Here is a 26,470-nt window from a genome sequence, read left to right as displayed (position 1 = left end):
TTCTTGCGCTCTGTCGGGTTCGACTGCGATGAACTGACCCCGCCGGGCCATGCCCGTCGCGGCGCGCGTGCACGAGGGGAACGAAGCGAATGAGTGGTTCGGCGAGGTTGCTGGTGGTCGACGACGAGCCGTCGCTGCAGGACATCGTGGCAACGTCCATGCGATTTCTGGGCTACCAGGTGGCCGTCGCCGGGACGGGCCGCGAGGCGGTTCGGATCGCCACCGACAGCCACCCCGACCTGATCATCCTGGACGTCATGCTGCCCGATTTCGACGGGCTCGAGGTGATGAAGCGGGTCCGCGCCGCCGGCGTGGACTCCGGAGTGGTCTTCCTGTCCGCCCGGGACACCCCGGCCGACAAGATCGCCGGTTTGACCGCCGGCGGCGACGATTACGTGACCAAGCCGTTCGGTCTGGAGGAGCTGGCCGCCCGGGTGGCGGCGGTGCTCCGGCGGGTCAAGCCGGACCCCGCGGACGACGGCACCTTGCGGGTCGCCGACCTGGAGCTGGACCCGGAGACCTACCAGGTCACCCGGGCCGGGGTGCCGATCGAGCTGGCCCCGACCGAGTACAAGTTGCTGCGCCACCTGATGGTCAACGCCAACGTCGTGCTGTCCCGCCAGCAGTTGCTGGACGCGGTCTGGGGCACCGACTTCTACGGCGACGATTCGGTCGTGGCCACCTACATCTCCTACCTGCGCCGCAAGGTCGATGCGACCGGCGAGCCGCTGATCCATACCCACCGCGGGTTCGGCTACGTGCTGCGTGGTCCCCGGACGTGACCGCCCGATCGGTGCGGCCGTGCTGAGCCCCGGGGAGCGCCGGGGGAGCCGGTGGTGAGCCCGTGGTGAGCATGGACCCGATGGTGCAGCCCACGGCGGTCGGCGGTGCCCGGCCCGCCGGGGCCGGTCCGGACGCCAGCGGCACCGATCCGTCGGCCGCCGAGCCGTCGGCCTCGCGCCGGCCGTCGCCGGTGGGTACCCCGCGTCGCCGGTGGACGTTGCGGGCCCGGCTGATCGCGCTGGTCGTGGCGACCGCGGCGGTCGCCCTGGTCGCGGTGGACATCGTGCTGCCGCTGATCATGCGCGACGCGGCGATCAGCACCAAGGACGCCACCCTGTCGGCGGCCACCGCGGCCGCGCAGAAGGAGTACGGCCGGCTGACCGGCGAGATCCTGGCCGACCTGACCAGCGGGTCGGGCCTCAAGGGCGAGGTCGGCTGGTCCACGATCACCCAGTCCGGGATCACCCAGGTGCTGGTCCAGGCGGCCAGCGACGAGGACGCCAATCCCGATCTGACCTCGGCGGAGTGGCTCAACGCCGCGGCCACCGTCGGCGATGCCACTCACGGCGACCTGCGGTACCGGGCGATGGGCTTCGGTGGCGTCATCGTCAACGGCCAACCCGGCTACCTGGTGGCCTGGATCCCGATGGCCGACCTGGACGAGCAGCTGCGCCGGCTCATCCTGGCCGAGCTGCTGATCACCGCCGGGCTGCTGGTGCTGTTGGGTGCCACCGCCAGCCTGGTGATCCGGCGGGAGATGCGGCCGCTGGAGTCGATGGCCACGGCCGCCGACGCCATCGCCCAGGGCGATCTGAGCCGGCGGGTGCAGGAGTCCGATCCCGGCACCGAGATCGGCCGGCTCGGGTTCGCCTTCAACGACATGCTGGACGGCATCTCCTCCCTGCTGGACGAGCGCCGGCGCAACGAGGACAAGCTGCGCCGATTCATCGCCGACGCCTCGCACGAGCTGCGCACCCCGGTGGCCGCCGTGCGTGGCTACACCGACCTGTATCAGGCCGGAGCGCTCCCGGACGAGAGCGCGGTCGACCGGGCGATGCAGCGGATGGGTTTCGAGGCCCGGCGGATGGGCGCGCTGGTCGACGACCTGCTCACCCTGATCCAGGCCGACGCGGAGAACGCGGTCGGGCACGAGCTGGTCGACCTGAACGAGCTGCTCACCGGGGTGGTCGACGACGCCGCGGTGATCGACCCGACCCGGATCTGGCGGTTGGCGGCCAGCAACGGCGGCGTGGACGTGTTCGGCGACCGGCTGCGGCTGCACCAGGTGTTCGCCAACCTGCTGTCCAACATCCGCACGCACACCGCGGAGGGGACGGTGGCCACCGTCTCCGTGCTGCCCGGCCTGGACGAGATCGCGGTCAGCGTGAGCGACGACGGGCCCGGGGTGAGCGACGAGGACCTGGACCGCCTGTTCGACCGGTTCTACCGGGTCGACCCGTCGCGCAGCCGCGAACGCGGCGGCACCGGGCTCGGCCTGTCCATCGTGGCGGCGATCGTGCGCGGCCACGGCGGCCGGATCGCGGCCACCCACACCCCCGGCGGGGGCCTGACCATCACGGTGGTGCTGCCCCGCGCGTCGGGGACCGCGGCGGTGCGCCCGGCCCGCCCGGGCGGCCCCGCCGGTTCGGTTGACCTGCCCGAAACCTGAAGTTCACGCGCTTGTTTTGCGTGTTACACAGGGCCCATAGCGGCCCCGGAGTACCGTCCGAATCGTGGGTTGCAGGCCGAGTGCGCCCACACGGGAGGCCCCGAATCGTGCGTGCCGCGAACGCAGCACCGAGCACGAGGGGGGCCGGTTTCGGGCCCCCACGCCCGCCGGCGCCAGCCGGGTCGGGTGGTCGGGGAACCGCCGGCCCGCCTCGAGTAGCCGGATGCGGATGACCGCGTCCGACAGGGAGCCGTCCGTGGTCACACGCAGGTCTGCCCGAGAAATCGCCGCCGAAGCCGCCGAGTCGGCTGATCGTGTCGCGCCGGAGGGGGCGCGCTGCACGTACGTCATCGACACATCCGTTCTGCTGTCCGATCCCTGGGCGCTGAACCGCTTCGACGAGCACGAGGTGGTGCTGCCGCTGGTGGTGATCGGTGAGCTGGAGGCCAAGCGGCATCATCCCGAGCTGGGTTACTTCGCCCGGCAGGCGCTGCGCCTGCTGGACACCCTGCGCATCGAGCACGGCCGGCTGGACGCGCCGGTGCCGGTCGGCACGGCCGGCGGGACCCTGCACGTCGAGCTCAACCACACCGACGCCACCGTGCTGCCCGCGGGATTCCGCAACGACAGCAACGACTCCCGCATCCTGGCCTGCGCGCTGAACCTGGCCAAGGAACGGCCGGCCGGACGGGTCATCCTGGTCTCCAAGGACATGCCGCTGCGGGTGAAGGCCTCCGCGGTGGGTCTGGCCGCCGACGAGTACCGGGCGCAGGACATCGTGCCCTCCGGCTGGACCGGGATGGCCGAGGTGCCGGTCTCGGCCGAGCAGGTCGACACGCTGTTCCACGCCGGTCTGGCCGACGTCGACGAGGCCCGCGAGCTGCCCTGTCACACCGGGATCAAGCTGGTCGGGCCGTCCAGTTCGGCGCTCGGCCGGGTGACCGCCGGCAAGCAGGTCCGCCTGGTCCGGGGCGAGCGGGAGGCGTTCGGCCTGCGCGGCCGCTCGGCCGAGCAGCGGATCGCCCTCGACCTGCTGATGGACGACCAGGTCGGCATCGTCTCGCTCGGCGGGCGGGCCGGCACCGGCAAGTCGGCCCTGGCGTTGTGTGCCGGGCTGGAACTGGTGATGGAGCGCCGGGCCCACCGCAAGGTGGTTGTCTTCCGGCCCCTGTACGCGGTCGGCGGGCAGGAGCTGGGCTACCTGCCGGGCAGCGAGAACGACAAGATGCAGCCCTGGGCGCAGGCGGTGTTCGACACGCTCTCGGCGGTGGCCTCGCAGGCCGTCATCGACGAGGTCATCGAACGCGGCATGCTCGAGGTGCTGCCGCTGACCCACATCCGGGGCCGGTCGCTGCACGACTCGTTCGTCATCGTCGACGAGGCGCAGTCGCTGGAACGCAACGTGCTGCTCACCGTCCTGTCCCGGCTGGGCACCAACTCACGGGTGGTGCTGACCCACGACGTCGCCCAGCGGGACAACCTGCGGGTCGGCCGGCACGACGGCGTCGCCGCCGTCATCGAGACGCTCAAGGGGCACCCGCTGTTCGCGCACGTGACGCTGACCCGCTCGGAGCGTTCGCCGATCGCCGCCCTGGTCACCGAGCTGCTGGAGCAACCCGAGCACAGCTGAGCCCGTGGCGGGTCCGGGCTCGGTAGGGTGACCGCGGTCGATGGGCACGGCGCGGACGGGGGTGGCTGGGTGGTCGAACCGACCCGGCCGGTGAGCACCGTCCGCGCCGAGCCCGGCCGCCCGCCCTGGGCCTGGATCCTGGGCTGCTGGGCCGGGCTCGCGGTCCTGGTCACGTCGGTGGCGATCTGGGCCATCGGCGACCGGGCGCCGACCAACGTCAACGTGGGGACCCGGTTCTGGCTCGACGCCTGGCTGGTCGACGATGCCCGCTGGTACCAGTCGATCGCTGCCGACGGCTACTTCTACCTGCCCGGCCAGCAGTCCTCGATCGCCTTCTTCCCGTCCTACCCGATGACGGTGCGCGGGGTGGGCTGGGTGCTGGGGTCGGACTTCCAACTGGCCGCTTGGCTGGTCGCGTTGGCTGCCGGGTTGGCCGCAGTGGTGATGTTCACCGGCTGGGTCTGGGCGCGGCTGCCCCGGGCCGCCGCCCTCACCGCGATCGCGGTGCTCATGCTCTACCCGTACTCGTTCTTCCTGTACGGCCCGATGATGAGCGACGCGTTCTTCCTGATGCTGGCGCTGCTGGCCTTCGTGCTGCTGGAACGGCGGATGTTCTGGCTGGCCGGGCTGGTCGGCGCGCTGGCCACCGCCGGTCGCCCGGTGGGCGTCGCGGTCGCCGTCGGCCTGGTGGTGCGCACCCTGGAGTTGCTGGCCGAACGCCGCGCCGCCGCGGCGGTGAACGCCGCGGACGAGGCGGCCGACGAGGCGGCGGACGAGGCTGCCGCCCCCGCCCGCGCGGAGCCCGACGCGGACGCGGACGCCCAGACGGTCGCCCGGTGGCCCCGGCACGTCCGCTGGCGGGACCTGTTCGGGGCGATCCGCGCCGTGCGCTGGCGCGAGGCCGGGGTGCTGCTCTCCGGCATAGGCCTGGCCGGCTGGTGCATCTACCTGTGGACCACCTACGGCGACCCGCTGGCCTTCAACACCGTCCAGGGTGCCCCGGGCTGGAACCAGGGGACGGGTCCCAAGACCTGGTTCAAGCTGATCTTCTTCGGCACCATGGTCCGCGGCCCGTTCGACGTCGCCCTGCGGATCGCCGCGCAGGCGCTGATGTGCCTGATCGCGGTGCTGCTGCTGCGCCGGGTCTACCGGCTGTTCGGCTGGGGCTACCTGGCCTATTCGGTCGTCGTGCTGACCATTCCGCTTCTGGGCACCAAGGACTTCATGGGCACCGGGCGGTACGTGATGGCGGCCTTCCCGGTGATCGCCGCGGCCGGCCACGTGCTGGCCTCGGCCCGCCCGCGCTGGGTGCGGCCGGTGGTCCTCGGCGTCGGTCTGCTGGGGATGCTGGTCGCCACCTTCGTCTTCGCCACCGGCACGTCGGTCACCTGACCGGCCGACCCGCCCCAGGTCATCGGGTCTGGGCGATCGGGTCTGGGCGATCGGTTCTAGGCAATCGGTAGGGTCGCCGGCTCCTCGGTGCCGTCCGCCGCGGCCGGCGGCGCCCCGAACCGGGCCAGGCTCAGCGCCCCGGCCAGCACCAGGGCGAACCCGATCGCGGCCGGCAGGGCCAGGCCGGGGGATGGCCGGTCGCCGCAGACCAGCATGCCCAGGGCCGACCCGAGGATCGTCTCGGTCGCCACCATGGTCGCGGTGACGGTGACCACCGAGGCCCGCTGCAGCGCCAGCGCGCCGCTGAGCAGGCCCAGGGTCCCGGCGCCGGCCATCGCCCAGGCGGCCGGGTCGGTGAGCAGGACCCCCGGGTCGAACCCGCGCAGGATCCGGGCGCCCAGGGCCAGCAGACCGAAGCAGGTGCCGGCGATGACCGCCAGGATCAGCCCGGCCCGCTGCGGCGCGCCCAGGCGCAGGGCCGCGGCGACCGCCGGCACCAGCACCAGGACGGCGGCCAGCAGCAGCAGCCGGCCGACCGAGCCGACGTCGGCCGGTTCCTGCCCGCCGGCGGTCAGGCCGACGACCACCAGGCCGACGCCGATCACCAGCACCGCGCCGATCTCCACGCGGCGTAACCGCACCCGCAGCGCCAGCACCGACAGCACCGCGGTGACGGCCAGGCTGGAGGCGCGGCCGGCCTGGACCACGAACAGCGGCAGGGTGCGCAGGGCCAGGAAGGACAGGCCAAACCCGAGCGCGACCAGGGCCAGCGCGGCCAGGTAGCGGGGGCTGCGGGCGAGCCGGATCACGAAGTGCCCGCTGACCGCACTGGTGCGCGGCAACCGGGCCACCGCGGACGCCTGCAGCACGGCGGCCCCGCCCGAGCAGAGCGCGGACGCGGCGACCGCCAGCAGGGCAGCGTTCACCATTCCCCCGGGTGTGCTCGTCGGAACCTTGCGGACGGCCGGCCGCCTTCGGCGCGACCCAACAGCGGGCTCACAGCCGCGGCCGCGCCCCATGGTTACATGAGCACGAAAATCGGGCGTGGAGGGGACGAACCAGGCGATGACGCAGGACGCGATCCGGGCATGACGGTACCGCTGGAGCCCGAACACTTCGCCAAACTGTCGATCTTCTTCCCGATGTGGAACGAGGAGCTGTACATCCACCGCGCCATCCGGGCGGCCAAGGAGATCTGCGATCAGCTCGTGCAGGACGGCGAGATCGGCGACTACGAACTGATCGTCGTCGACGACGCGTCCACCGACCGGACCGGCGCGTACGCCGACGCCCTGGTCGAGGCCGATCGGCGGATCCGGGTGGTGCACCACGAGCGCAACCGCAAGCTCGGCGGCAGCATCAAGAGCGGCTTCGCCGCGGCCACCGGCGACGTGGTGCTCTACACCGATGCGGACCTGCCGTTCGAGATGATCGAGCTGGTCCGGGCGTTGCGGGTGCTGCGCAACTATGAGGCCGACATGGTCTGTGCCTACCGGCTCGACCGCACCGGGGAGGGCCTGCGCCGGGCGGTCTACTCGTGGATCTACAACTGGCTCATCCAGCTGTCCTTCGGCACCCGACTGCGCGACATCAACTTCGCGTTCAAGCTGTCCCGGCGCCGGGTGCTGGAGGCGGTGGAGCTGTCCAGCGAGGGCTCGTTCATCGACGCCGAGCTGGTCGTCCGGGCGCAGAAGGCCGGCTTCACCATCCTGCAGATCGGTGTCGACTACTTCCCGCGCACCCGCGGGGTGTCCACCCTGTCCTCGCTGGCGGTGATCCGGCAGATGCTCGGCGAGATGGCCCGGCTGCGCAGCGAGCTCAAGGCGCCGCCGACCGGCCGGCCGGCCGGTCGATGACCAGCCTGCTGGTGGTCTCGGCCGACGATTTCGGGTTGACCGACGGGGTTTGCCGGGCCGTCCTGCGTGGGCACCGGGAGGGCATCGTCACGGCCACCTCCCTGCTGGCCGTGGGCCGCTCGTTCGACCTGGCCGTGCGCATGCTGGCCGACCACCCGGGGCTCGACGTCGGGGCGCACCTGGCCATCGTCGGCGAGGACCCGCCGTTGCTGTCGGCGCGGGAGATCCCGACTCTGGTCGACCGCCGCGGGGCGTTCCCCCTGAGCTACCGGACGGTCGTCGCCCGGGCGGCGACGGGCCGGCTCGATCCCGCGGACGTGCGCCGCGAGTTCACCGCCCAGCTGGCCCGGATCCGGTCGGCCGGGGTGAGGGTCACCCACCTGGACACCCACCAGCACACGCACCTGTGGCCGTCGGTGGGGCGGGTCGTCCTGGACCTGGCCGCCGACGCCGGGGCGAACGGCTCGGCCGTGGCCGTGCGGACCCCGCGCAGCGGATCCGGGTGGCCGCCCGTCGGAATGGCCGTGAACCTGCTCGCCGCCGGCCTGCGCCGGCGGGTGGACCGGGCCGGCGTGCCGACCACGGCGGCCTATGCCGGTCTGGACCAGGCCGGCGCGATGGACGCCGCCGCGTTCCGGGCCGCGGTCACCGAGCTGACCGGGTCCGGGGACGCCGGCCGGGGACCGTCCACCGTGGAGATCAACACCCATCCGGGCGAGGCCGGCGACCCGGACCTGGGACGCTTCGACTGGGGCGGCTATCACTGGTCGGAGGAACTGGCCATGCTGTGCGACCCGGCCACCCGCGCCCTGATCACCAGCCTGGGTTACACCCTGGGCTCCTTCAACGACCTGATCGGCGGGACGGCGGCATGGCAGTGATCGACTCGTGGTGGGCGCGCCGGCCGACCGGCGCCGGCCGGGCCGCGCTGCGCGCCTACCGGCACCTGCCCCGCTCGGCCCGGGTGCACGCCACCATCCGCTGGTGGAGCGCACCCTTCCCCCGGATCGCGGCGTTCCTGCCGACCTCCGGCCGGGTGCTGGAGATCGGCTGCGGGCACGGCCTGTTCAGCACCTACGCGGCGCTGGCCGGGCCGGGTCGCTCGGTGGTCGGGGTGGACATCGACGCCGACAAGATCGCGCTGGCCCGGCAGGCCGAGGCCCAGCTGCCCGGGGTGGACCTGACGTTCCGGGTGGCCGAGTCCGGCGCGGTCCCGACCGGGCCGTGGGACGCGATCGTCATCGTCGACGTGCTCTACCTGCTGCCGGCGCCGGCCCAGCGGGCCCTGCTGCACCAGGCCGCTGCGCAGCTGGCCGACGGAGGGCAGCTGCTGGTCAAGGAGATGAGCCCGCGCCCGCGGTGGAAGGCGGCCTGGAACCGCGGCCAGGAGACCCTCGCCGTCTCGGTGCTGGGTATCACCGAGCAGGATGCCGCCGGCCGGGCCGCCCCGTTCGACTTCGTCGACCCGTCGACGATGGCGTCGTGGCTGCGCGACGCGGGTCTGTGGACGGCGCAGCTGCGGCTGGACCGGCACCGGCTGCACCCGCATCACCTGGTGATCGGCCGCGTCGGCCCGGAGTGAGGGTGGTCCCCGGTCCGACCCCACGGCGCGACGGGTGCCCAGCTCCGGCCGGCGCTCCGCGGCGGGTCGAGATGCATCGGAGGGGGCCAGGCGGCACAGTGGCCCGAGAAGTCGCCGGGCCCTGCCGCCCGGCTCGAATGAACGAAGGACGAGGATGATGCGGGCTCGAATCGGTGCGTTCGCCCTGGCCGTGGCGGCCACCGGGACCCTGGCGGCGACCGTCGCGTCCCTACCCGCGCAGGCGACCACCACGGCGTCCTCGGCGCAGGCCGTGGGGACCCCGGTGACCAGCGCGAACGGCGAGGCGACGCTGATCGTCGACCCGACCAGCGACCTCGCCGACACCGGTGCCTCGATCAAGGTCCAGGGCAAGGGTTTCGGGACCGATCCCGGCGGCATGTACGTCGCGGTCTGCCGGGACGCCGGGGCCACCCCGAACCTGGACCAGTGCGTCGGCGGGCCCGTCCCGACCAACCCGACCCCGGGGGCGTGGGCGCACATCGTGGCCAGCGGCACCGGGGTCAACGTGGCCAACTGGAACGGGGGCGGCTTCCAGGTGACCCTGGCCCTGCCCTCGGTGGCCGGCGGGTCCGTCGATTGCGTCAAGTCGGCCTGCGCGCTGTACACGGTCAGCGACGACGGCAGCGAGCCATCGCTGGACAACCGGATCCCGCTGGGCTTCAAGGCGCCGACGTCGTCGGCGCCGTCCACGCCGACCAGCGCGATCGTGCAGCAGGTCGGCTCGCCGACCATTGCCCCCGGGGCGACCCAGTCGGTGATCTTCTCCGGCTTCAAGGGCGGTGAGCAGGTCAACCTGACCCTGTTCTCCGAGCCGGTCACCCTGTCGCCGGTCACCGCCGATCCCACCGGGGTGGCCCGGGTCGACTTCGTGGTCCCGGCCGACTTCGTGGACGGCGCGCACCGGTTGGAGGCGATCGGCGCCCAGTCCGGCACGGTCGGGGTGGCCAGCTTCCAGGTGGTCGTGCCGACCCCCACCCCGAGCCCCACGCCGACGCCGAGCCCGACCCCCTCGCCCAGCCCGTCGCCGACGTCGACGAGCCAGACCAGCAGCGCGGCGAGCTCCAGCAGCCTGGCCCCGACGACCGCGGCGACCACGACCAGCACCGACAGCGGGGGCGATTCCGGCGGCTCGAACTGGTGGATCTGGCTGATCCTGGCCCTGGTCGTGCTGGCCGGGCTGATCACCTGGTTCGTCGTCGACCGCCGGAACAAGGAGGCGGCCCGGGCCGAGCAGGAACGGCAGCTGGCGGACGCCGCCAACCGGCAGCAGCCGCCCTACGACCCGATGGCCGACGCGCCGACGATGATGATGCCGCCGGCCGATCCGCGGCCCAGCGGACCGCCGCCGGGGGCCGATCCCTACGGCCTGCTCTCCGGGCGCAACCACCCCTACGGCGTCGACCCGAACGCGCCGACCCGGTACGACCCGCCGGCCGGTCCGACCCAGTACATCCCGCCCGATCCGGGGCAGTACCAAAGCGATCCGACCCAGGTCATCCCGCCGGGTCAGGCCGGCCGGGGTCAGGGCGGTCCGGGTCAGGGCGGTCCGGGTCAGGGTGGTCCGGGTCGGGGTCCGGCCCCCGACTGGACGGTCCCGCCCGAGTTCTCGGGCGGCCCGAGCGAGCGTCCGGCCGGCCCGCCGACGACTCCGCAGCCGCAGTCGCAGCCGCCGGAGCAGGGTCCCCGGACGGCGCAGTTCCGGCCGGACTTCAACGATCCGAACGGCCGCGATCCGAACAGCGACGATCCGAACGGCCGCGACCCGAACAGCAGCGACGAGTCCGACGGCCCGACCGACACCGGCCCGCGGTCCCGCTGAGCGGGTCGGGTCCCACCCGCCCGCACCGCTGATCAAAGCCGCGCCGAACCCGCCTCCAGGGGCAGGCCGGCGCGGCTTTGATCAGTCACCCTGTCCCTTCCGGTGACGCCACGACGGCGTGAAAATGGGTGGTGGGTTGCCTGTCGACGCCGATTCGTTCGCTTGAGCTTCGAGCCCGTTGATCAGTCTGGCGCCGGGGCCCGACCTTGACGGGTCACGCACTGTTGCTTCGAGCACGCCGGTCAGATTTTCGGTTCCCGACCGAGGCCCCCGGGCAGCCCGCCGTGGCGGTGGTGCACCTCAGGGAAGGAGCGACGCGGTGTGATGACCAAACAGGTCGAGGAGATCCTCGACGAACCCCATGAACAGATCGTGCAGCGGGTCTGCGCGATCGACGTGGGCAAGGACTCGGGCACAGTCTGCGTTCGCGTACCAGCCGCGTCCGGGACGGGTCGGCGAGTGAGCAAAGTCTGGGACGTCCCGGCCCGAACCAGAGCGGTCCTGGGCCTGGCCGCACAGCTGTCAGACCAGGGCATCGAGAAGGTGACCCTGGAATCGACCTCGGACTACTGGCGGATCTGGTTCTATCTGCTGGAAGCTCATGGCCTGGACGTGCAGTTGGTCAATGCCCGCGATGTCAAGAACGTCCCCGGTCGCCCCAAAACGGACAAGCTGGACAGTGTGTGGTTGGCCAAGCTCACCGAGAAGGGGCTGTTGCGTCCATCGTTCGTGCCATCAGCGCAGGTCCGGCAGTTGCGCGACTACACCCGGATGCGGGCCGATCTGACCGGCGACCGGACCAGGTACTGGCAACGGCTGGAGAAGCTGCTGGAGGACGCCCTGATCAAGGTCACCTCCGTGGCGAGCAGGATCGACACCCTGTCCGTCCGGGACATGATTGAGGCCCTGATCGCGGGCCAGCGGGACCCGCGGGTTCTGGCCGGCATGGCCCGCGGCCGGATGCGGCTCAAGCACGCCGACCTGGTCGAGTCGCTGACCGGTCAGTTCGACGATCATCACGCCGAGCTGGCCCGGATGCTGCTGCATCAGATCGACACGCTGACCGATCAGATCGACGTCCTGACCGCACGCATCGAGGCACTCCTGGCCAGGTTGCCGGCCGGTAACACCCCCGATCCGGACCGCCCCGCACCGGATGGCCAAACTCGGCCCGGTACGAGGGCGAACGCACCCGCCGACGAGGCGGCCCAGCGCCGGACACCGCCGACGGCCGCAGACATGATCAAGATCCTGGACCAGATACCCGGGATCGGCCCAAGCAACGCACAGGTCATCATCGCCGAGATCGGGCTGGACATGAGCCGGTTCCCGACCGCTGGCCATCTGGTGTCCTGGACCCGGCTGTGCCCCCGCACGATCCAGTCCGGGAAACGATCAACAACCGGTAAGACCGGCAAGGGCAACCGTTACCTGCGCGCCGTGCTCGGTGAAGCGGCCGCGACCGGCGGCAAGACCCAAACCTTCCTGGGAGAACGCTATCGACGCCTGATCAAACGCCGCGGCAAACTCAAAACGATCGTCGCCATCGCCCGATCCATCCTTGTCATCATCTGGCACCTGCTCGCCAACCCCGGCACGACCTTCCACGACCTCGGCGTCGACTTCAACGACCAACGCATCGACATCGGACGCCGAACCCGTAACCACGTCCGGCAACTCGAAGCCCTCGGCTTCAACGTCACCCTGACCGCGGCCGCCTAAACCCGACACCCACTCAACCCGATGGTCACCACCACGGGTCACCCTTGGCTGCCCAACGGCACGTTGATTTTCCGGTCAGTCACCCTGTCCCTTCCGGTGACGCCACGACGGCGTGAAAATGGGTGGTGGGTTGCCTGTCGACGCCGATTCGTTCGCTTGAGCTTCGAGCCCGTTGATCAGTCTGGCGCCGGGGCCCGACCTTGACGGGTCACGCACTGTTGCTTCGAGCACGCCGGTCAGATTTTCGGTTCCCGACCGAGGCCCCCGGGCAGCCCGCCGTGGCGGTGGTGCACCTCAGGGAAGGAGCGACGCGGTGTGATGACCAAACAGGTCGAGGAGATCCTCGACGAACCCCATGAACAGATCGTGCAGCGGGTCTGCGCGATCGACGTGGGCAAGGACTCGGGCACAGTCTGCGTTCGCGTACCAGCCGCGTCCGGGACGGGTCGGCGAGTGAGCAAAGTCTGGGACGTCCCGGCCCGAACCAGAGCGGTCCTGGGCCTGGCCGCACAGCTGTCAGACCAGGGCATCGAGAAGGTGACCCTGGAATCGACCTCGGACTACTGGCGGATCTGGTTCTATCTGCTGGAAGCTCATGGCCTGGACGTGCAGTTGGTCAATGCCCGCGATGTCAAGAACGTCCCCGGTCGCCCCAAAACGGACAAGCTGGACAGTGTGTGGTTGGCCAAGCTCACCGAGAAGGGGCTGTTGCGTCCATCGTTCGTGCCATCAGCGCAGGTCCGGCAGTTGCGCGACTACACCCGGATGCGGGCCGATCTGACCGGCGACCGGACCAGGTACTGGCAACGGCTGGAGAAGCTGCTGGAGGACGCCCTGATCAAGGTCACCTCCGTGGCGAGCAGGATCGACACCCTGTCCGTCCGGGACATGATTGAGGCCCTGATCGCGGGCCAGCGGGACCCGCGGGTTCTGGCCGGCATGGCCCGCGGCCGGATGCGGCTCAAGCACGCCGACCTGGTCGAGTCGCTGACCGGTCAGTTCGACGATCATCACGCCGAGCTGGCCCGGATGCTGCTGCATCAGATCGACACGCTGACCGATCAGATCGACGTCCTGACCGCACGCATCGAGGCACTCCTGGCCAGGTTGCCGGCCGGTAACACCCCCGATCCGGACCGCCCCGCACCGGATGGCCAAACTCGGCCCGGTACGAGGGCGAACGCACCCGCCGACGAGGCGGCCCAGCGCCGGACACCGCCGACGGCCGCAGACATGATCAAGATCCTGGACCAGATACCCGGGATCGGCCCAAGCAACGCACAGGTCATCATCGCCGAGATCGGGCTGGACATGAGCCGGTTCCCGACCGCTGGCCATCTGGTGTCCTGGACCCGGCTGTGCCCCCGCACGATCCAGTCCGGGAAACGATCAACAACCGGTAAGACCGGCAAGGGCAACCGTTACCTGCGCGCCGTGCTCGGTGAAGCGGCCGCGACCGGCGGCAAGACCCAAACCTTCCTGGGAGAACGCTATCGACGCCTGATCAAACGCCGCGGCAAACTCAAAACGATCGTCGCCATCGCCCGATCCATCCTTGTCATCATCTGGCACCTGCTCGCCAACCCCGGCACGACCTTCCACGACCTCGGCGTCGACTTCAACGACCAACGCATCGACATCGGACGCCGAACCCGTAACCACGTCCGGCAACTCGAAGCCCTCGGCTTCAACGTCACCCTGACCGCGGCCGCCTAAACCCGACACCCACTCAACCCGATGGTCACCACCACGGGTCACCCTTGGCTGCCCAACGGCACGTTGATTTTCCGGTCAGCGAACCGCGAGTTACGGGTGGGTCATCGAGAGCACGTCGAGCGCGGCGTCGAGCTGCTCGGCGGTCAGGTTGCCCTTCTCGACGTGGCCGCGCTCGAGCACGACCTGCTTGATCGTCTTGCCCTCCTTGAGGGCCAGCTTGGCGATCTTGGCCGCTTCCTCGTAACCGATGTACTTGTTCAGCGGGGTCACGATCGACGGCGAGGACTCGGCGTAGGCCCGGCACCGCTCGACGTTGGCGACCGTGCCGACGATGCAGCGGTCGGCCAGCACGCGGCTCGCGTTGGCCAGCAGGTTGATCGACTCCAGCAGGTTCCGGCCGATCACCGGGAACATGACGTTGAGCTCGAAGTTGCCCTGGGAGCCGGCGAAGGCCACCGTCGCGTCGTTGCCCATGACCTGGGCGCAGACCATCAGCGTGGCCTCCGGCAGCACCGGGTTGACCTTGCCGGGCATAATCGAGGACCCCGGCTGCAGGTCGGGCAGGGCGATCTCGCCCAGGCCGGCGGTCGGGCCCGAGCCCATCCAGCGCAGGTCGTTGCAGATCTTGGTCAGGCTGACCGCGATGGTCCGCAGCTGGCCGGAGGTCTCGACCAGGCCGTCGCGGGACGCCTGGGCCTCGAAGTGGTTGCGGGCCTCGGTGAACGGCAGGCTGGTGATGTGGGCCAGCTCGCCGATGACGGCGGCTGAGAAGCCGGGGGGAGTGTTGATGCCGGTGCCGACGGCGGTGCCGCCCAGCGGCAGCTCGGCCAGCCGGGGCAGGGAGGCCTTGAGCCGCTCCTGGCCCAGCCGGACCTGCGCGGCGTAGCCGCCGAACTCCTGGCCCAGAGTGACCGGGGTGGCGTCCATCAGGTGGGTGCGGCCGGACTTGACGACCTCGGACCAGGCCTGCGCCTTGTCCTCCAGGGCCTTCTCCAGATGGGCCAGCGCCGGGATCAGCTTGTAGACGACCATCTCGGTGGCGGCCACGTGGATCGAGGTCGGGAAGACGTCGTTGGACGACTGCGAGGCGTTGACGTGGTCGTTGGGGTGGACCTTGCGGCCCAGCGACTCGGTGGCCAGCGTCGAGATGACCTCGTTGGTGTTCATGTTCGAGCTGGTGCCCGACCCGGTCTGGAACACGTCCAGCGGGAAGTCCTCGTAGTACCGGCCGCGGGCGATCTCGTGGGCGGCCCGCTCGATGGCGGCGCCGATGTCCTCCGGGATGACGCCCAGCTTGGCGTTCACCTTGGCCGCGGCCGCCTTGATCAGGGCCAGCGCCCGGACCTGTGTCCGCTCCAGGGCCCGACCGGAGATCGGGAAGTTCTCCACCGCCCGCTGCGTCTGCGCCTGGTACTTCGCGTTCTTGGGCACCCGCACTTCGCCCATGGTGTCGTGTTCGATGCGGTACTCCACGTCGGTGGAGCCGGGGGTCACGTCGTCGTGTTCAGCCATGGCCAAGACGCTATCGGGGCGGCCGCGCCCAGGCTGCGCCCAACGAGGAAGGCCATAGCGGATTTCGGTCACACTCGCCGCCGGCGCCCGGGGGCCCCGTCCGAGGGGGGAGGCGCGCGCGGGGCCGGACCCGCCGCAGCGCGTGGGACGATGGGCGGGTGGCAGTCACCCGGCGACCCAAGACCCTGCGCGACATGGCGGTGGCCGCGGTCGTGCTGGCCGTCGTCGCCTTCGGCTTGATGTTCCTGTACGGCCAGGCCAGCTTCGCCCCCGGCGGGCCGAGCGCGGGCCAGGCTCCCACCGCGGACGTCACCGGTGGGCTGACCCGGGCGGCGCCGCTGGTCGGCTTCCCGGTGATCGTGCCGGCCGCCCTGCCCGACGGCTGGCAGCCGAACTCGTTCACCTTCACCGCCGCGCCGGGCACGGCCGTGCAGCCGGCGGCGGTCCGCGGTGGGTGGCTGACCGAGGACAACCGGTTCGTCACGCTGGTCCAGTCCACCGGTGAACTGCCGCAGATCCAGACGGCCGAGCTGGGCGCGGCCCGGTCGGCCGCCGGCACCGTCGACGTGGACGGCACGACCTGGACGATCGTGCCGGGTCGCCGGGACGAGGTCGCCTGGGTGCGACCGGCCGGCGACGTGACCTACCTGATCACCGGCAGCGCCACCGCCGAGCAGTTCCGGGCGTTGGCTGTGGCCGCCGACCAGGGCACGCCGGCCACCTCGTAACCGGCCGGCCGGAGGCCCGGTCAGCCGCGGTTGGTCCAGTCCAGCAGCCGATCCAGCGGCCAGGTGTTGACGATCCGGTCCACCGGCACCTGCGCCGCCTCGGCCCGGGCGCAGCCGTAGGCCTGCCAGTCCAGCTGGCCCGGGGCGTGCGCGTCGGTGTCGATGCTGAACAGGCAGCCCGCGGCCACCGCCTGCCGCAGCAGGGGCATCGGCGGGTCGAGCCGCTCCGGCCGGCTGTTGATCTCCACGGCCACCTGGTGCTCGGCGCAGGCCGCGAACACCCGATCCGCGTCGAACTGGCTGGGCGGCCGGGTGCCGCGACCGCCGGTGACCAGCCGCCCGGTGCAGTGCCCCAGGATGTCGGTGTGCGGGTCGGCGATCGCCCGCAGCATCCGCCGGGTCATCGACCCCGAATCCGACCGCAGCTTGGAATGCACCGAGGCGACCACCACGTCGACCCGCCCGAGCAGCTGATCGCTCTGGTCCAGGGTGCCGTCATCGTTGATGTCGCACTCGATGCCCGAGAGCAGCCGGAAGTCACCGAGGTGCTCGTTGAGGGTGGCCACGATGCGCAGTTGCCGGCGCAGCCGATCGGCCGACAACCCGTTGGCCACCTTGAGCCGCGGCGAGTGATCGGTCAGCGCCTGGTACTCGTGGCCCAGCTCCTGAGCGGTGACCGTCATTTCCTGGATCGGGCTGCCCCCGTCGCTCCAGTCGCTGTGCGCATGCAGGTCGCCGCGCAGCTGCGCGCGGATCCCCTCACCCCCGGTGGTCAGCGGTTGGACCCCGGCCTCCAGATCGGCCAGATACTGCGGCACCTGCCCGGCCAGGGCCTGCCCGATCACCGTCCCGGTGGTCTTGCCGATGCCCGGCAGCTCGGTGAGCGTGCCGTCCGCGGCGCGCCGGTCCAGCTCGTCCGGACGCAACCCGGCCAGCGTCAGGGCCGCGTTACGAAACGCCCGGACCCGGTAGGTGGGGGCCCGCTCCCGCTCCAGCAGGAAGCCGATGCGGCGCAGGGCGGCGATCGGATCCATGGCTGCACCCTAGGCGAGCCGGTCGTGCTGGTCCGGTCCAGCCGTTGCCGCGAACTCCATGCGTTCGTATGGTCGGGTGATGCTCGTCGTCGAGGACGGGAACTCACCGGACCGGCCGGCGGACTCGTTCCGCGCCGCCGGTCGGGCCTGGGCGCCGCACCTCGCCCCGACCGACGTCCCGGAACCGCACCGGGCCGGCCCCGATCCACCGTCGCCCCGCGGTGCCCCGGCCGAGTTCCCCGACCCCGACACGAGAAGGATGTGCTGGCCATGAGCCAAGATCAGGTCGAGCTCGTCGTGCAGACGATCGCCCGGACCGCGGTCGACAACGAGAAGTACTTCGGCGACCTGGATGCCGTGGTCGGTGACGGGGACTTCGGGTATTCGCTGGCCCGCGGCTTCGAGAAGGTCCTCGAGGGCTGGGACGAGATCGACCGGACCGACGCCGGCACCTTCCTGAAGAAGACCGGAATGATCATTTCCTCGCGGATCGGCGGGACCTCCGGGCCGATCTGGGGGACGGCCTTCCTGCGGGCCGGGATGACCGCGGGCAGCGACGACGTCGACGGCGAGAAGGCGGTGGCGATGCTGCGCAACGCCATCGAGGGCATCAAGGCCCGCGGCCAGTCCGACGTCGGCGACAAGACCCTGCTCGATGCGCTGGTCCCGCTGACCGACCGGCTGGAGCAGGAAATCAAGAACGGGTCGGACGCGGCGACCACGTTGGCGGCGGTGTCGGCCACCACTCGCGACGCGGCCGAGGCGACCAAGGACATGGTCGCCCGGCGCGGGCGCGCGTCGTACACCGGGGAGCGGTCCCGGGGTTCGGTCGACGCCGGGGCGATGGCCGTGGCCGTGATCGTCGAACAGATCAACCAGGCATTCGCCAAGGAGGCGCAGGCATGAAGAAGTTCGTCAACGACCCGAAGTCATTCGTTCCGGAGATGTTGGAGGGACTGGCCCTGGCCAACCCCAACACGCTGCGGTACGAGCCCGAGTGGAACCTGATCATGCGGGCCGACGCGCCGCGCGCGGACAAGGTCTCCATCGTCCAGGGGTCCGGATCCGGTCACGAACCCGCACACGTCATGGTGGTGGGCAAGGGCATGCTGGACGCCGCCTGTCCGGGGGATGTCTTCGCCGCCCCGCCGATGGACTACGTGTACGAGACGGCCAGACGACTCGCCTCGCCCAAGGGCGTGCTGCTGCTGGTCAACAACTACACCGGCGACCGGATGGCCTTCGAGATGGGTAAGGAGATGGCCGAGTCCGACGGGGTCAAGGTCGAGATCCTGATGATCAACGACGACGTCGCGGTCAAGGACTCGCTGTACACCATCGGCCGGCGCGGGGTGGCCGGGAACTTCTTCGTCATCAAGGCGGTCGGTGCGGCCAGCGAACGCGGCGACAGCCTGGAGGAGGTCATCCGGATCGGCAAGAAGGTCAACGACGTCACCCGGACCATGGGCGTGGCGTTGACCGCCTGCACCCCGCCGGCCAAGGGCGAGCCGCTGTTCGAGATGGCCGAGGACGAGATGGAGGTCGGCGTCGGCATCCACGGCGAACCCGGCCGGGAACGGGTCAAGATCAAGACGGCCGACGAGATCGTCGACCTGCTGCTGGACGCCACCGTCAACGACCTGCCCTACCGGTCCGGCGACCGGGTGGCGCTGATGATCAACGGGCTCGGCGGTACGCCGATCAGCGAGCTGTACATCCTGTTCCGGCGGGCCCATCAGCAACTCGCGGCCAAGGGCATCACGGTCGCCCGCAGCTACGTCAACGAGTACTGCACCTCCCTGGACATGGCCGGGGCGTCACTGACCCTGGTCCGGCTCGACGACGAGATCGAGGAGTTGCTGGAGGCGCCGGCGGAGATCCCCAACCGGGTCTTCTGACCCGCCCGGTGTGACAGCATCGAGGCCCGGTGGGCGCGTCCGCGCCCGCCGGGTCGGACGCGGAAGGCTCATGCAATGCAGCAGGTTCGGGTCGCGGTGGTCACCGGCGGCGGCACCGGGATCGGCCGGGCGGCCGCGCTCGCGCTGGCCGCCGACGGCTGGCGGGTGGTGCTGGTCGGGCGGCGGCCGGGTCCGCTGGACGACGTCGTCGCCGACGGGGCGTCGCTGCCCGGGTCCCTGGTGGCCCGGCCGGCCGACGTCACCGACGAGGCGTCGGTGGTCGGTGTGTTCGACGGCGCGGTGGCCGACTTCGGCCGGGTCGACCTGCTGTTCAACAACGCCGGGATGTTCGCGCCGTCCCGGGACCCGGACGAGATCCCGCTGGCCGAATGGTCCGCGGTGGTCGCGGTGAACCTGACCGGCGCGTTCCTGTGCGCCCGGGAGGCGTTCCGGGTGATGAAGGCGCAGGACCCGCAGGGCGGCCGGATCATCAACAACGGCTCGATCTCGGCGCATACCCCACGGGTGCGGGCGCTGGCCTACACGACCACCAAGCACGCGATCAGCGGACTGACCAAGTCGCTGTCGCTGGACGGCCGGCCCTACGACATCGCCTGCGGGCAGATCGATATCGGCAACGCGGCCACCGACCTGACGGCCCGGTGGGGGGAGGGCACCCCGCAGCCGCACGGCGGCCTGATGGTCGAACCGACGATGGACGTGCGGGAGGTGGGCCGCGGGGTGGCGTTCATGGCCTCGTTGCCGTTGGCGGCCAACGTGCCGACCATGACGGTGATGGCGACCAAGATGCCGTTCGTCGGCCGGGGCTGACGGCGAGCTTCGCTCACGCCGGCTCTACTCCGCGACGGCGGGCTCTACTCCATGGTGGTGTTCGGTACTCCGTGTCGACGTGGAGTTCGGAACACCGATGTGGAGTGAGGAACATCGGGGTGGAGTGGAGTCGCGCCGGTAGCGGCCCAGGTCGACCAGGGTCCGTGCGACTGGGCGCCGGTCGGCAGCCGCCACTGGCTGGTGTGACGACCCTCACCGCACCCCGGGGTCGCGCTGACCCGATACTGGTATCCACCGCGGCAACGTGGCCGCGGTCCCTTCACCACCGTGACTTTGCTGCTCCTGCGGTTCCTGACCCGATCACGACCCACCACCTGGCCGGGAGGCGAGCGATGCTGCGACCGATGCTGCTCGGCAAGATTCACCGGGCCACGGTGACCGAGGCGAATCTGGACTACGTCGGGTCCATCACCATCGATTCCGAGCTGCTGGACGCGGCCGATCTGCTGCCGGGGCAGCAGGTGGACGTGGTCGACGTGACCAATGGGGCCCGGCTGAGCACCTACGTGATCGCCGGCGAGCCCGGGTCGGGCACGGTCGGCATCAACGGGGCCGCCGCCCACCTGGTCCACCCGGGCGACATCGTGATCATCATCGCCTACGGCCTGCTGACCGACGCCGAGGCGCGCAGCCGCGCTCCGCACGTCGTGTTCGTCGACGGGTTCAACCACATCGTGCAGCTGGGCACCGACCCGGGGGACGTGCCGTCAGGCTTCGGGCTCATCCCCACCGGCATCGGCCGCTCCTGAGTCCGGGGCGGTCCGCAGCGCCTGCTCGACCCGCTCCCGAGCCCCGTCCAGGAACCGGGTGCAGATGGCGGCCAGCTTCTCGCCGCGCTCCCACAGGGTCAGCGACTCGTCCAACGACAGGCCGCCGGCCTCCAACCGGGCCACCACCTCGGCCAGCTCGTCCCGGGCGCTCTCGTAGCTGGCGGCCCGCTGCGCCGTGCTCGGCGCATCCTTCGACGACGGGGTCATCGCGTTCGTCCCTTCCCGATCATTCGCTCGCCGGCTCGGGGCCGGTACTGACGGCCAGCACGGCGCCGTCGACCACCCGGATCCGCAGGTCGGCCCCGGCCGGGGCGTCGGCGACCGACCGCAGGACCGCGCCGGCGCTCTGCACGACCGCGTAACCGCGGGCCAGGGTCGCGGCCGGCCCCAGGACGGCCAGCTGGGCCCGCCGGTGGGCGATGTCCCGCTCCATCCGCTCCAGCGTCCGGTCCAGGCTCGCGCGGCCGCGGTCCCGGTCGCGCTCGACCTCACGCTGGCGCCGGTCGAGCGGGCTGAACGGATCGGCCAGCACACTCGCGCTGGTCAGCCGGTGCAGCCGGGCCTGTTCGGTGCTCACCCAGCCGGTCAGTGCCCGCCGGGCCCGGGCCTGCCACTGCTCGACCTGCCGGCGTTCGGCCAGGGCGTCGGGGACCACGCGTTTGCCGGCGTCGGTGGGGGTGGAGCAGCGGACGTCGGCGACGTCGTCGACGATCGGGTGATCCGGTTCGTGACCGATCGCCGCGATCACCGGGGTGCGGCAGCCGGACACCGCCCGGCACAGGGCTTCGTCGGAGAACGGCAGCAGATCCTCCATGCTGCCGCCGCCGCGGGCCAGCACGATGACGTCGACCTCGGGGTCGGCGTCCAGGCGGGCCAGCGACTCGATGATCTGGGTGACCGCGGACACCCCCTGCACGGCCGGGTTCTCCACCCGGAACCGGACGGCCGGCCAGCGGGCCCGGGCGTTGGCCAGCACGTCGGACTCGGCGGCGCTGGCCCGTCCGGTGATCAGGCCGACGACGGTGGGCAGGAACGGCAACGGCCGTTTGCGCCGTGGGTCGGTGAGCCCCTCGGCGGCCAGCAGCCGCCGCAGCCGCTCCAGCCGGGCCAGCAGCTCGCCGATGCCGACCGGGTGCATCTGATCGACCTTGAAGCTCAGGGTGCCGCGGGCGGGATAGAACTCGAACCGGCCGTGCACCACCACCCGCGATCCTTCGGACGGCGGCGGGTTCATCGACATCAGCAGCGCGCGGGAACACACCACCTGCAGCGACATCGGCACCGACGGGTCGCGCAGGGTCAGGAACGAGGCCTGGCTGCCGCCGCGCATGGTGACCTGCGCGAGCTGACCCTCCACCCAGGCGGCGGGCGCCCGGGCCACGTACTCGGTCATCCGCTGAGCCAGTGCCCGGACCGGCCAGGGATTCTCCCGGCTGGTCTCGGCCGCCTTGGTCGGCAGCGGCGGGCGGGACTGGGACGGCGGGGCGGTCGAGGCCGGTGCTGCGCGGTGGGGTTCGCCGGTCATGCCGCCGGGCACCGAGCGGGGCGGGCGGTCACGATTCCTGGGCGCCCAGGGTGACCAGCCGGTTGCTCAGCAGGGTCAGGAACGGCGCCCGGTTCTCGCCGGCCTGCTCGTAGGCCAGCAGGTCCGTCACGTCGGCCACGGACAGCTCCCGCAGATGTCCGCGGACCTGGGCCAACGTCATCGCGTCGTAGCCGGGCAGGGTGGCCGGACCGTCGGGCTCGACCGCCGGATCGTCGCCGGCCGGCTCGGTTGACTCGGTGGACTCGGCCGGTGTGGCCGCCCCTTGGGCTTCGGCCGTCGAATCCCGGGGCGCGGGGTCGTCGGTCTCGGCCGCCTGGGGCTCGTCGGTGCCGTCGGCCTGGTCGGGGGCCGGCCGGTCGGGTACGGCGTGCAGGGCGGCGTCGATCAGCGCGGCCGGTACCTCGGCGGCCGCCTCGGTCGCGGTCGTGTCGATGTCCGACAGCGAGGTCGCTTCCGGCTGATGCCGGTCCGGCTCGTCCGCATCGGGCTCGGGCAGGTCCGGCACGGCGGCCAGCGACGCGGCCACGGGGACGTCCGGCGTGGCGGGCGGGGTCTGCACCACCGGCGGGGGCGTCGAAGCCGGGTGGGGGGCCGGTGAGACCGCCGGCGTCGGCGCGGGCGGCGCCGGCTTGGTCCGAACCGTCGGCGTCGCGGACGGCCGGCTCGGGGCCTTGACCGCGGACGTCGGCTTGTCCTCGTCGAAGGTCGCCCAGCTGGGGTTCTCCTGAGCCCGCCCGCCGATGATGCCGCCGAGCAGCTCATCACCCCGGGTGGCCAGCGTGGTGATCTCCTGCTGGACCTTCATCGACAGGCGCATGGCGTTGCCGACCAGGGTGACCGGGATCCCCGGGATCTCCTCAGGCAGGGAACGGACCAGCTGGATGCCGGTGACGAGCAGGCCGGCGGCGACCCGCACCGGCAGGGGCAGCGTGATGGCCATGTCACCAGACTGCCGCATCGGCCGGCCGGCCCGCACGCCGGTGCCGTCGCCGGGCATCGTGGACCGGCAACACACCTACGATTGACCCATGACCGCCCCGACCTCTTCGCCCGCCAAGCGCGTCCTGCTGGCCAGCCCGCGCGGCTACTGCGCGGGGGTCGACCGCGCGGTCGTCACCGTCGAGAAGGCCCTGGAGCAGTACGGGCCGCCGGTGTACGTGCGCAAGCAGATCGTGCACAACAAGCACGTGGTGGCCACCCTGGAGTCCCGCGGGGCGATCTTCGTGGAGGAGACCGACGAGGTCCCGGAGGGTGAGATCGTCGTCTTCTCGGCGCACGGGGTGTCCCCGGCCGTGCACGAGCAGGCCGCGCGCCGGCAGCTGCAGGTGATCGACGCGACCTGCCCGCTGGTCACCAAGGTGCACAAGGAGGCCCGGCGGTTCGCCGCCGAGGACTACGACATCCTGCTCATCGGCCATCGCGGGCACGAGGAGGTCGAGGGCACCCACGGGGAGGCGCCCGAGGCGATCCAGCTGATCAACGATGCCTCCGACGTCGATGCGGTGACCGTGCGCGACCCGGAAAAGGTGATCTGGCTCTCGCAGACCACGCTGTCGGTGGATGAGACATTGGGCACCGTCGATCTGCTTCGCAAGCGCTTCCCGCTGATGACCTCGCCGCCCAGCGACGACATCTGTTACGCCACCCAGAACCGGCAGGAAGTGGTCAAGCAGATCGCCGCGGACTGCGACCTGGTGATCGTGGTCGGGTCGACGAACTCGTCCAACTCGGTGCGGCTGGTCGAGGTGGCGCTGGGAGCCGGGGCCGATACCGCCTACCTGGTCGACGACGCCGGCGAGATCGACGAGGCCTGGCTGGACGGGGTGCACACCGTCGGGGTGACCAGTGGGGCCTCGGTGCCCGACGACCTGGTTGAAGGAGTGCTGGCCCACCTGCAGGAACGGGGCTTTCCGCCGGCCGAGGAGTTCACCGCGGCGACCGAGACGCTGACGTTCTCGCTGCCCAAGGAACTGCGCCGGCCGGCGGCCTCCACTCGCGGGGGCAGCTGAGCCGGTTCCGGGTTCGGACCGCTGGCGCCCGGGGCGCCGCCGGGTCAGTGGTGCGCGGGCGGCGGGGTGCCGCCGGCCGCGGCGCGCTTGGCCGCGGAATTCTTCAGGGGCTGCGCCACGATACGGATCAGGCCGATCAGGATGGCCGCGGCGGTGCCCATGGCCATCGTCGGGAACGTCGCGATGAGCCGCAGGGCCGTTCCGTACAGCCCACCGGCGTCGGTGAACAGCATCCCGCCCACCACCAGCCCGACCACCAGCACCAGCGGCGGCTGCACCATGGCGGTGAAGATCGAGCCGCGGCGGACCAGCAGGGCCGCGCCCACCACACCCAGATAGAAGCCGATGCGCAGCCCCCACGCCAGCGTCCCGGTGGTCAGCCCGTCGATCGCGGCGCCGGCCAGGGTGCACAGCAGGGCCAGCACGATGACCGCCCAGGACGGCCAACCGCGAACCGACGACACCACCGAGGCGTCGGCCAGCCGTGGTCGGGTCGCAGTATTCGTCGTCACCGGTCAACGGTAGCGTCCCGGATCGGTAAAGGGGATGTGTGCACACGCGCGGCATACGCCGCCTCGGCCGCCTCCCGCTGCACGGCGGCCTGCGCCTGGAACTCGGCGGCCGCGTCCAGCGGGTCCGCGGCGCGAGCGTAGGCCGCCTCCTGGGGCACCAACGTGGTGGTCTCGACCTGGGCCGGACTGGGTAGCTCCTCCCCGGTGACCCCCAGATCGGCCAGCTTGCGGGCCGAGACCAGGACCCGCGACTCCAGCGAGCGCACCGTGCCGTTGTAGGCGCGCACCGCCTTATCCAGGCTGGCGCCCAGGGTGGTCAGGTGCCCGGCCAGGGTGGCCAGGCGGCGGTGCAGATCCCGACCCAGCTCGTGCACCTGGGCTGCCGAGGCCGACAACCGCTCCTGCCGCCAGACGTGCGCGACCGTGCGCAGCAGGCCGATCAGCGACGTCGGGGTGGCCATGACGACGTTGCGGGCGAAGGCGTAGTCGGCCAGACCCGGGTCGACGGCCAAGGCGGCGTCCAGCAACGGCTCACCCGGTACGAACAGCACGACGAACTCGGGGGCCGGCTGGAAGTGCCGCCAGTAGGCCTTGGCCGCCAACGCGTCCACATGGCTGCGCAGCGCGCGGGAGTGCGCGGCCAGCAGTGCGGACCGCCGCCGCTCGTCGGTGCATTCGGCCGCCTCCAGGTAGGAGGCGAAGGGGACCTTGGCATCGACCGGGATCTGGCGTCCCCCGGCCAACCGGATGATCATGTCCGGGCGGACGCCGGCCGCCTCCGGATCGTCCGAGCGCACGCCGACCTGGGTGTCGAAGTCGCAGTGCTCGACCATCCCGGCCAGCTCGACCACCCGCTGCAACTGCATCTCTCCCCATCGCCCCCGCACCTGCGGCGCGCTGAGCGCCCCGGCCAGGGCCCGGGTGTGCCGGTTGAGATCGGCGGACGTCAGATGCAGGGCCGACACCTGCTCGCGCAGGCCCGCGTAGGCGGCGGCGCGATCCCGTTCCACCTCGTGCAGGTGCTGCTCCACCCGCTGCATCGCGTCGGAGGCCGGCGCCAGCAACGCGTCCAGCTCCGCCGCCGAGCGCTGATCCCGTGGGTGGGCTCGACCCACGCTCAGCCCGACGACGAAGCCGATCGCGGCACCGACCGCCAGCAGCAGCGCGCCCAGGAGCAAGCCGGATGTGTCCATGGCCGTGATGATGCCCGGGGACTCCGACAGTGCCCGGACGCCGGGCCGCGACCGGCCGGGTCGGCTCCGGTGCCGCGCGCACCCCCGTCGTCATGCACTAATCTTCCCGACCATGACGGGCACGGGTCTGCGGTTGGTGCGTCGCCGCGAGATCGACCTCGTGCGCGTCGCCAGCGCCGCCTGTTCCTGATCCGCCGCGGTCCGGGCCCGCTCGGGCACCGCCGCC

At 71.6% G+C, this 26,470-nt stretch carries 24 protein-coding genes; 16 read left to right on the top strand and 8 right to left on the bottom strand.

The features are described 5' to 3' along the window. The first annotated feature begins 89 nt into the window (after positions 1–89). From NAMU_RS21875 to NAMU_RS27735, 4 genes are all read left to right on the top strand, one after another. Entirely contained in the window at positions 90–782 is a 693-nt protein-coding gene (locus tag NAMU_RS21875) for a response regulator transcription factor (RefSeq protein WP_015749517.1), read from the top strand. Between the two features lie 80 nt (positions 783–862). Continuing rightward, on the top strand, positions 863–2,452 hold the full coding sequence (locus NAMU_RS21870) for a sensor histidine kinase (protein WP_169312536.1): 1,590 nt from the start codon (positions 863–865) through the stop codon (positions 2,450–2,452). A gap of 229 nt (positions 2,453–2,681) precedes the next feature. Then, positions 2,682–4,082, top strand: coding sequence for a PhoH family protein (locus NAMU_RS21865; protein WP_041369277.1), 1,401 nt, complete (start codon positions 2,682–2,684; stop codon positions 4,080–4,082). Between the two features lie 27 nt (positions 4,083–4,109). Further along, a complete protein-coding gene (locus NAMU_RS27735; protein WP_015749514.1) occupies positions 4,110–5,474 on the top strand; it encodes a hypothetical protein in 1,365 nt (454 codons plus the stop codon). Between the two features lie 56 nt (positions 5,475–5,530). Here NAMU_RS27735 and NAMU_RS21850 read toward each other — a convergent pair whose 3' ends face one another. Next, positions 5,531–6,403, bottom strand: coding sequence for a hypothetical protein (locus NAMU_RS21850; RefSeq protein WP_015749513.1), 873 nt, complete (start codon positions 6,401–6,403; stop codon positions 5,531–5,533). Between the two features lie 159 nt (positions 6,404–6,562). On the opposite strand from NAMU_RS21850, the gene NAMU_RS21845 reads away from it, so the two are divergent. From NAMU_RS21845 to NAMU_RS21820, 6 genes are all read left to right on the top strand, one after another. Then, complete coding sequence (locus tag NAMU_RS21845; protein ID WP_015749512.1) at positions 6,563–7,330, top strand: glycosyltransferase family 2 protein; 768 nt, start codon at positions 6,563–6,565, stop codon at positions 7,328–7,330. Further along, complete coding sequence (locus tag NAMU_RS21840) at positions 7,327–8,211, top strand: ChbG/HpnK family deacetylase (protein ID WP_015749511.1); 885 nt, start codon at positions 7,327–7,329, stop codon at positions 8,209–8,211. Before NAMU_RS21845 ends, NAMU_RS21840 begins: the two co-directional genes overlap by 4 nt. Next, the gene (locus NAMU_RS21835; RefSeq protein ID WP_015749510.1) at positions 8,202–8,912 is read left to right on the top strand and encodes a class I SAM-dependent methyltransferase; all 711 of its coding nucleotides are present in this window, start codon (positions 8,202–8,204) and stop codon (positions 8,910–8,912) included. The genes NAMU_RS21840 and NAMU_RS21835 overlap by 10 nt, the downstream gene beginning before the upstream one ends. Positions 8,913–9,066: 154 nt before the next feature. Next, on the top strand, positions 9,067–10,752 hold the full coding sequence (locus NAMU_RS21830) for a cytochrome c-type biogenesis protein (protein WP_015749509.1): 1,686 nt from the start codon (positions 9,067–9,069) through the stop codon (positions 10,750–10,752). 324 nt (positions 10,753–11,076) lie between these two features. Then, positions 11,077–12,474 carry an IS110 family RNA-guided transposase gene (locus tag NAMU_RS21825; RefSeq protein WP_041368389.1) on the top strand — a complete coding sequence of 466 codons (1,398 nt, stop codon included), beginning with the start codon at positions 11,077–11,079 and terminating at the stop codon, positions 12,472–12,474. A gap of 318 nt (positions 12,475–12,792) precedes the next feature. Further along, complete coding sequence (locus NAMU_RS21820; protein WP_041368389.1) at positions 12,793–14,190, top strand: IS110 family RNA-guided transposase; 1,398 nt, start codon at positions 12,793–12,795, stop codon at positions 14,188–14,190. Positions 14,191–14,280: 90 nt separating this feature from the next. Here the strand turns inward: NAMU_RS21820 and NAMU_RS21815 are convergent, their stop codons facing one another. After that, positions 14,281–15,702 (bottom strand): class II fumarate hydratase, encoded by a 1,422-nt coding sequence (locus NAMU_RS21815; protein WP_015749508.1) that lies wholly within the window; start codon positions 15,700–15,702, stop codon positions 14,281–14,283. Positions 15,703–15,860: 158 nt separating this feature from the next. On the opposite strand from NAMU_RS21815, the gene NAMU_RS21810 reads away from it, so the two are divergent. Then, positions 15,861–16,430: a DUF4245 domain-containing protein gene (locus tag NAMU_RS21810; protein ID WP_015749507.1), complete on the top strand. Its 570-nt coding sequence runs from the start codon at positions 15,861–15,863 to the stop codon at positions 16,428–16,430. A gap of 20 nt (positions 16,431–16,450) precedes the next feature. On the opposite strand, the gene NAMU_RS21805 is transcribed toward NAMU_RS21810, so the two are convergent. Further along, positions 16,451–17,464, bottom strand: a complete 1,014-nt coding sequence (locus tag NAMU_RS21805; protein WP_015749506.1) for a PHP domain-containing protein — start codon at positions 17,462–17,464, stop codon at positions 16,451–16,453. A 270-nt stretch (positions 17,465–17,734) separates the two neighbouring features. On the opposite strand from NAMU_RS21805, the gene dhaL reads away from it, so the two are divergent. The 4 genes from dhaL (at position 17,735) to panD (ending at position 20,963) form a co-directional block, all read left to right on the top strand. After that, a complete protein-coding gene (dhaL, locus tag NAMU_RS21795) occupies positions 17,735–18,370 on the top strand; it encodes a dihydroxyacetone kinase subunit DhaL (protein ID WP_015749505.1) in 636 nt (211 codons plus the stop codon). Then, complete coding sequence (gene dhaK, locus NAMU_RS21790; RefSeq protein ID WP_015749504.1) at positions 18,367–19,362, top strand: dihydroxyacetone kinase subunit DhaK; 996 nt, start codon at positions 18,367–18,369, stop codon at positions 19,360–19,362. The genes dhaL and dhaK overlap by 4 nt, the downstream gene beginning before the upstream one ends. A gap of 75 nt (positions 19,363–19,437) precedes the next feature. Next, on the top strand, positions 19,438–20,193 hold the full coding sequence (locus tag NAMU_RS21785) for an SDR family oxidoreductase (protein WP_015749503.1): 756 nt from the start codon (positions 19,438–19,440) through the stop codon (positions 20,191–20,193). 353 nt (positions 20,194–20,546) lie between these two features. Then, on the top strand, positions 20,547–20,963 hold the full coding sequence (gene panD / locus NAMU_RS21780; protein ID WP_015749502.1) for an aspartate 1-decarboxylase: 417 nt from the start codon (positions 20,547–20,549) through the stop codon (positions 20,961–20,963). Here the strand turns inward: panD and NAMU_RS21775 are convergent. From NAMU_RS21775 to NAMU_RS27730, 3 genes are read right to left on the bottom strand one after another with little or no spacing between them, the layout of a single operon-like run. Then, positions 20,922–21,191 carry an exodeoxyribonuclease VII small subunit gene (locus NAMU_RS21775; protein ID WP_015749501.1) on the bottom strand — a complete coding sequence of 90 codons (270 nt, stop codon included), beginning with the start codon at positions 21,189–21,191 and terminating at the stop codon, positions 20,922–20,924. The two genes, panD and NAMU_RS21775, sit on opposite strands and share 42 nt — an antisense overlap. 19 nt (positions 21,192–21,210) lie before the next feature. Next, the gene (xseA, locus tag NAMU_RS21770; RefSeq protein ID WP_015749500.1) at positions 21,211–22,509 is read right to left on the bottom strand and encodes an exodeoxyribonuclease VII large subunit; all 1,299 of its coding nucleotides are present in this window, start codon (positions 22,507–22,509) and stop codon (positions 21,211–21,213) included. A 28-nt stretch (positions 22,510–22,537) separates the two neighbouring features. Continuing rightward, the gene (locus NAMU_RS27730; protein WP_169312535.1) at positions 22,538–23,470 is read right to left on the bottom strand and encodes a lipid droplet-associated protein; all 933 of its coding nucleotides are present in this window, start codon (positions 23,468–23,470) and stop codon (positions 22,538–22,540) included. A gap of 88 nt (positions 23,471–23,558) precedes the next feature. On the opposite strand from NAMU_RS27730, the gene NAMU_RS21760 reads away from it, so the two are divergent. Then, a complete protein-coding gene (locus tag NAMU_RS21760) occupies positions 23,559–24,539 on the top strand; it encodes a 4-hydroxy-3-methylbut-2-enyl diphosphate reductase (protein WP_015749498.1) in 981 nt (326 codons plus the stop codon). A gap of 44 nt (positions 24,540–24,583) precedes the next feature. Here the strand turns inward: NAMU_RS21760 and NAMU_RS27725 are convergent, their stop codons facing one another. Together NAMU_RS27725 and NAMU_RS21750 are read right to left on the bottom strand one after the other, a co-directional pair. Continuing rightward, entirely contained in the window at positions 24,584–25,051 is a 468-nt protein-coding gene (locus NAMU_RS27725; RefSeq protein WP_015749497.1) for a DUF6542 domain-containing protein, read from the bottom strand. Next, a complete protein-coding gene (locus tag NAMU_RS21750; RefSeq protein ID WP_015749496.1) occupies positions 25,048–26,244 on the bottom strand; it encodes a DNA recombination protein RmuC in 1,197 nt (398 codons plus the stop codon). The genes NAMU_RS27725 and NAMU_RS21750 overlap by 4 nt, the downstream gene beginning before the upstream one ends. Between the last annotated feature and the right edge of the window lie 226 nt (positions 26,245–26,470).

Origin of the sequence: Nakamurella multipartita DSM 44233, assembly GCF_000024365.1 — a bacterium.
GTDB lineage: Bacteria > Actinomycetota > Actinomycetes > Mycobacteriales > Nakamurellaceae > Nakamurella > Nakamurella multipartita.
Note: the sequence above shows the minus strand (reverse complement) of the source record. Positions and strands in the feature narration are given on the sequence as shown.

Excerpts from the sequence above, each read along its gene's own strand:
- NAMU_RS21875 (WP_015749517.1), top strand. The coding sequence starts at position 90 with ATGAGTGGTTCGGCGAGGTTGCTGGTGGTCGACGACGAGCCGTCGCTG.
- NAMU_RS21870 (WP_169312536.1), top strand. The coding sequence starts at position 863 with ATGGTGCAGCCCACGGCGGTCGGCGGTGCCCGGCCCGCCGGGGCCGGT.
- NAMU_RS21865 (WP_041369277.1), top strand. The coding sequence starts at position 2,682 with ATGACCGCGTCCGACAGGGAGCCGTCCGTGGTCACACGCAGGTCTGCC.
- NAMU_RS21850 (WP_015749513.1), bottom strand. The coding sequence starts at position 6,403 with ATGGTGAACGCTGCCCTGCTGGCGGTCGCCGCGTCCGCGCTCTGCTCG.
- NAMU_RS21845 (WP_015749512.1), top strand. The coding sequence starts at position 6,563 with ATGACGGTACCGCTGGAGCCCGAACACTTCGCCAAACTGTCGATCTTC.
- NAMU_RS21840 (WP_015749511.1), top strand. The coding sequence starts at position 7,327 with ATGACCAGCCTGCTGGTGGTCTCGGCCGACGATTTCGGGTTGACCGAC.
- NAMU_RS21835 (WP_015749510.1), top strand. The coding sequence starts at position 8,202 with ATGGCAGTGATCGACTCGTGGTGGGCGCGCCGGCCGACCGGCGCCGGC.
- NAMU_RS21830 (WP_015749509.1), top strand. The coding sequence starts at position 9,067 with ATGATGCGGGCTCGAATCGGTGCGTTCGCCCTGGCCGTGGCGGCCACC.
- NAMU_RS21825 (WP_041368389.1), top strand. The coding sequence starts at position 11,077 with ATGACCAAACAGGTCGAGGAGATCCTCGACGAACCCCATGAACAGATC.
- NAMU_RS21820 (WP_041368389.1), top strand. The coding sequence starts at position 12,793 with ATGACCAAACAGGTCGAGGAGATCCTCGACGAACCCCATGAACAGATC.
- NAMU_RS21815 (WP_015749508.1), bottom strand. The coding sequence starts at position 15,702 with ATGGCTGAACACGACGACGTGACCCCCGGCTCCACCGACGTGGAGTAC.
- NAMU_RS21805 (WP_015749506.1), bottom strand. The coding sequence starts at position 17,464 with ATGGATCCGATCGCCGCCCTGCGCCGCATCGGCTTCCTGCTGGAGCGG.
- dhaL (WP_015749505.1), top strand. The coding sequence starts at position 17,735 with ATGAGCCAAGATCAGGTCGAGCTCGTCGTGCAGACGATCGCCCGGACC.
- dhaK (WP_015749504.1), top strand. The coding sequence starts at position 18,367 with ATGAAGAAGTTCGTCAACGACCCGAAGTCATTCGTTCCGGAGATGTTG.
- NAMU_RS21785 (WP_015749503.1), top strand. The coding sequence starts at position 19,438 with ATGCAGCAGGTTCGGGTCGCGGTGGTCACCGGCGGCGGCACCGGGATC.
- panD (WP_015749502.1), top strand. The coding sequence starts at position 20,547 with ATGCTGCGACCGATGCTGCTCGGCAAGATTCACCGGGCCACGGTGACC.
- NAMU_RS21775 (WP_015749501.1), bottom strand. The coding sequence starts at position 21,191 with ATGACCCCGTCGTCGAAGGATGCGCCGAGCACGGCGCAGCGGGCCGCC.
- xseA (WP_015749500.1), bottom strand. The coding sequence starts at position 22,509 with ATGACCGGCGAACCCCACCGCGCAGCACCGGCCTCGACCGCCCCGCCG.
- NAMU_RS27730 (WP_169312535.1), bottom strand. The coding sequence starts at position 23,470 with ATGGCCATCACGCTGCCCCTGCCGGTGCGGGTCGCCGCCGGCCTGCTC.
- NAMU_RS21760 (WP_015749498.1), top strand. The coding sequence starts at position 23,559 with ATGACCGCCCCGACCTCTTCGCCCGCCAAGCGCGTCCTGCTGGCCAGC.
- NAMU_RS21750 (WP_015749496.1), bottom strand. The coding sequence starts at position 26,244 with ATGGACACATCCGGCTTGCTCCTGGGCGCGCTGCTGCTGGCGGTCGGT.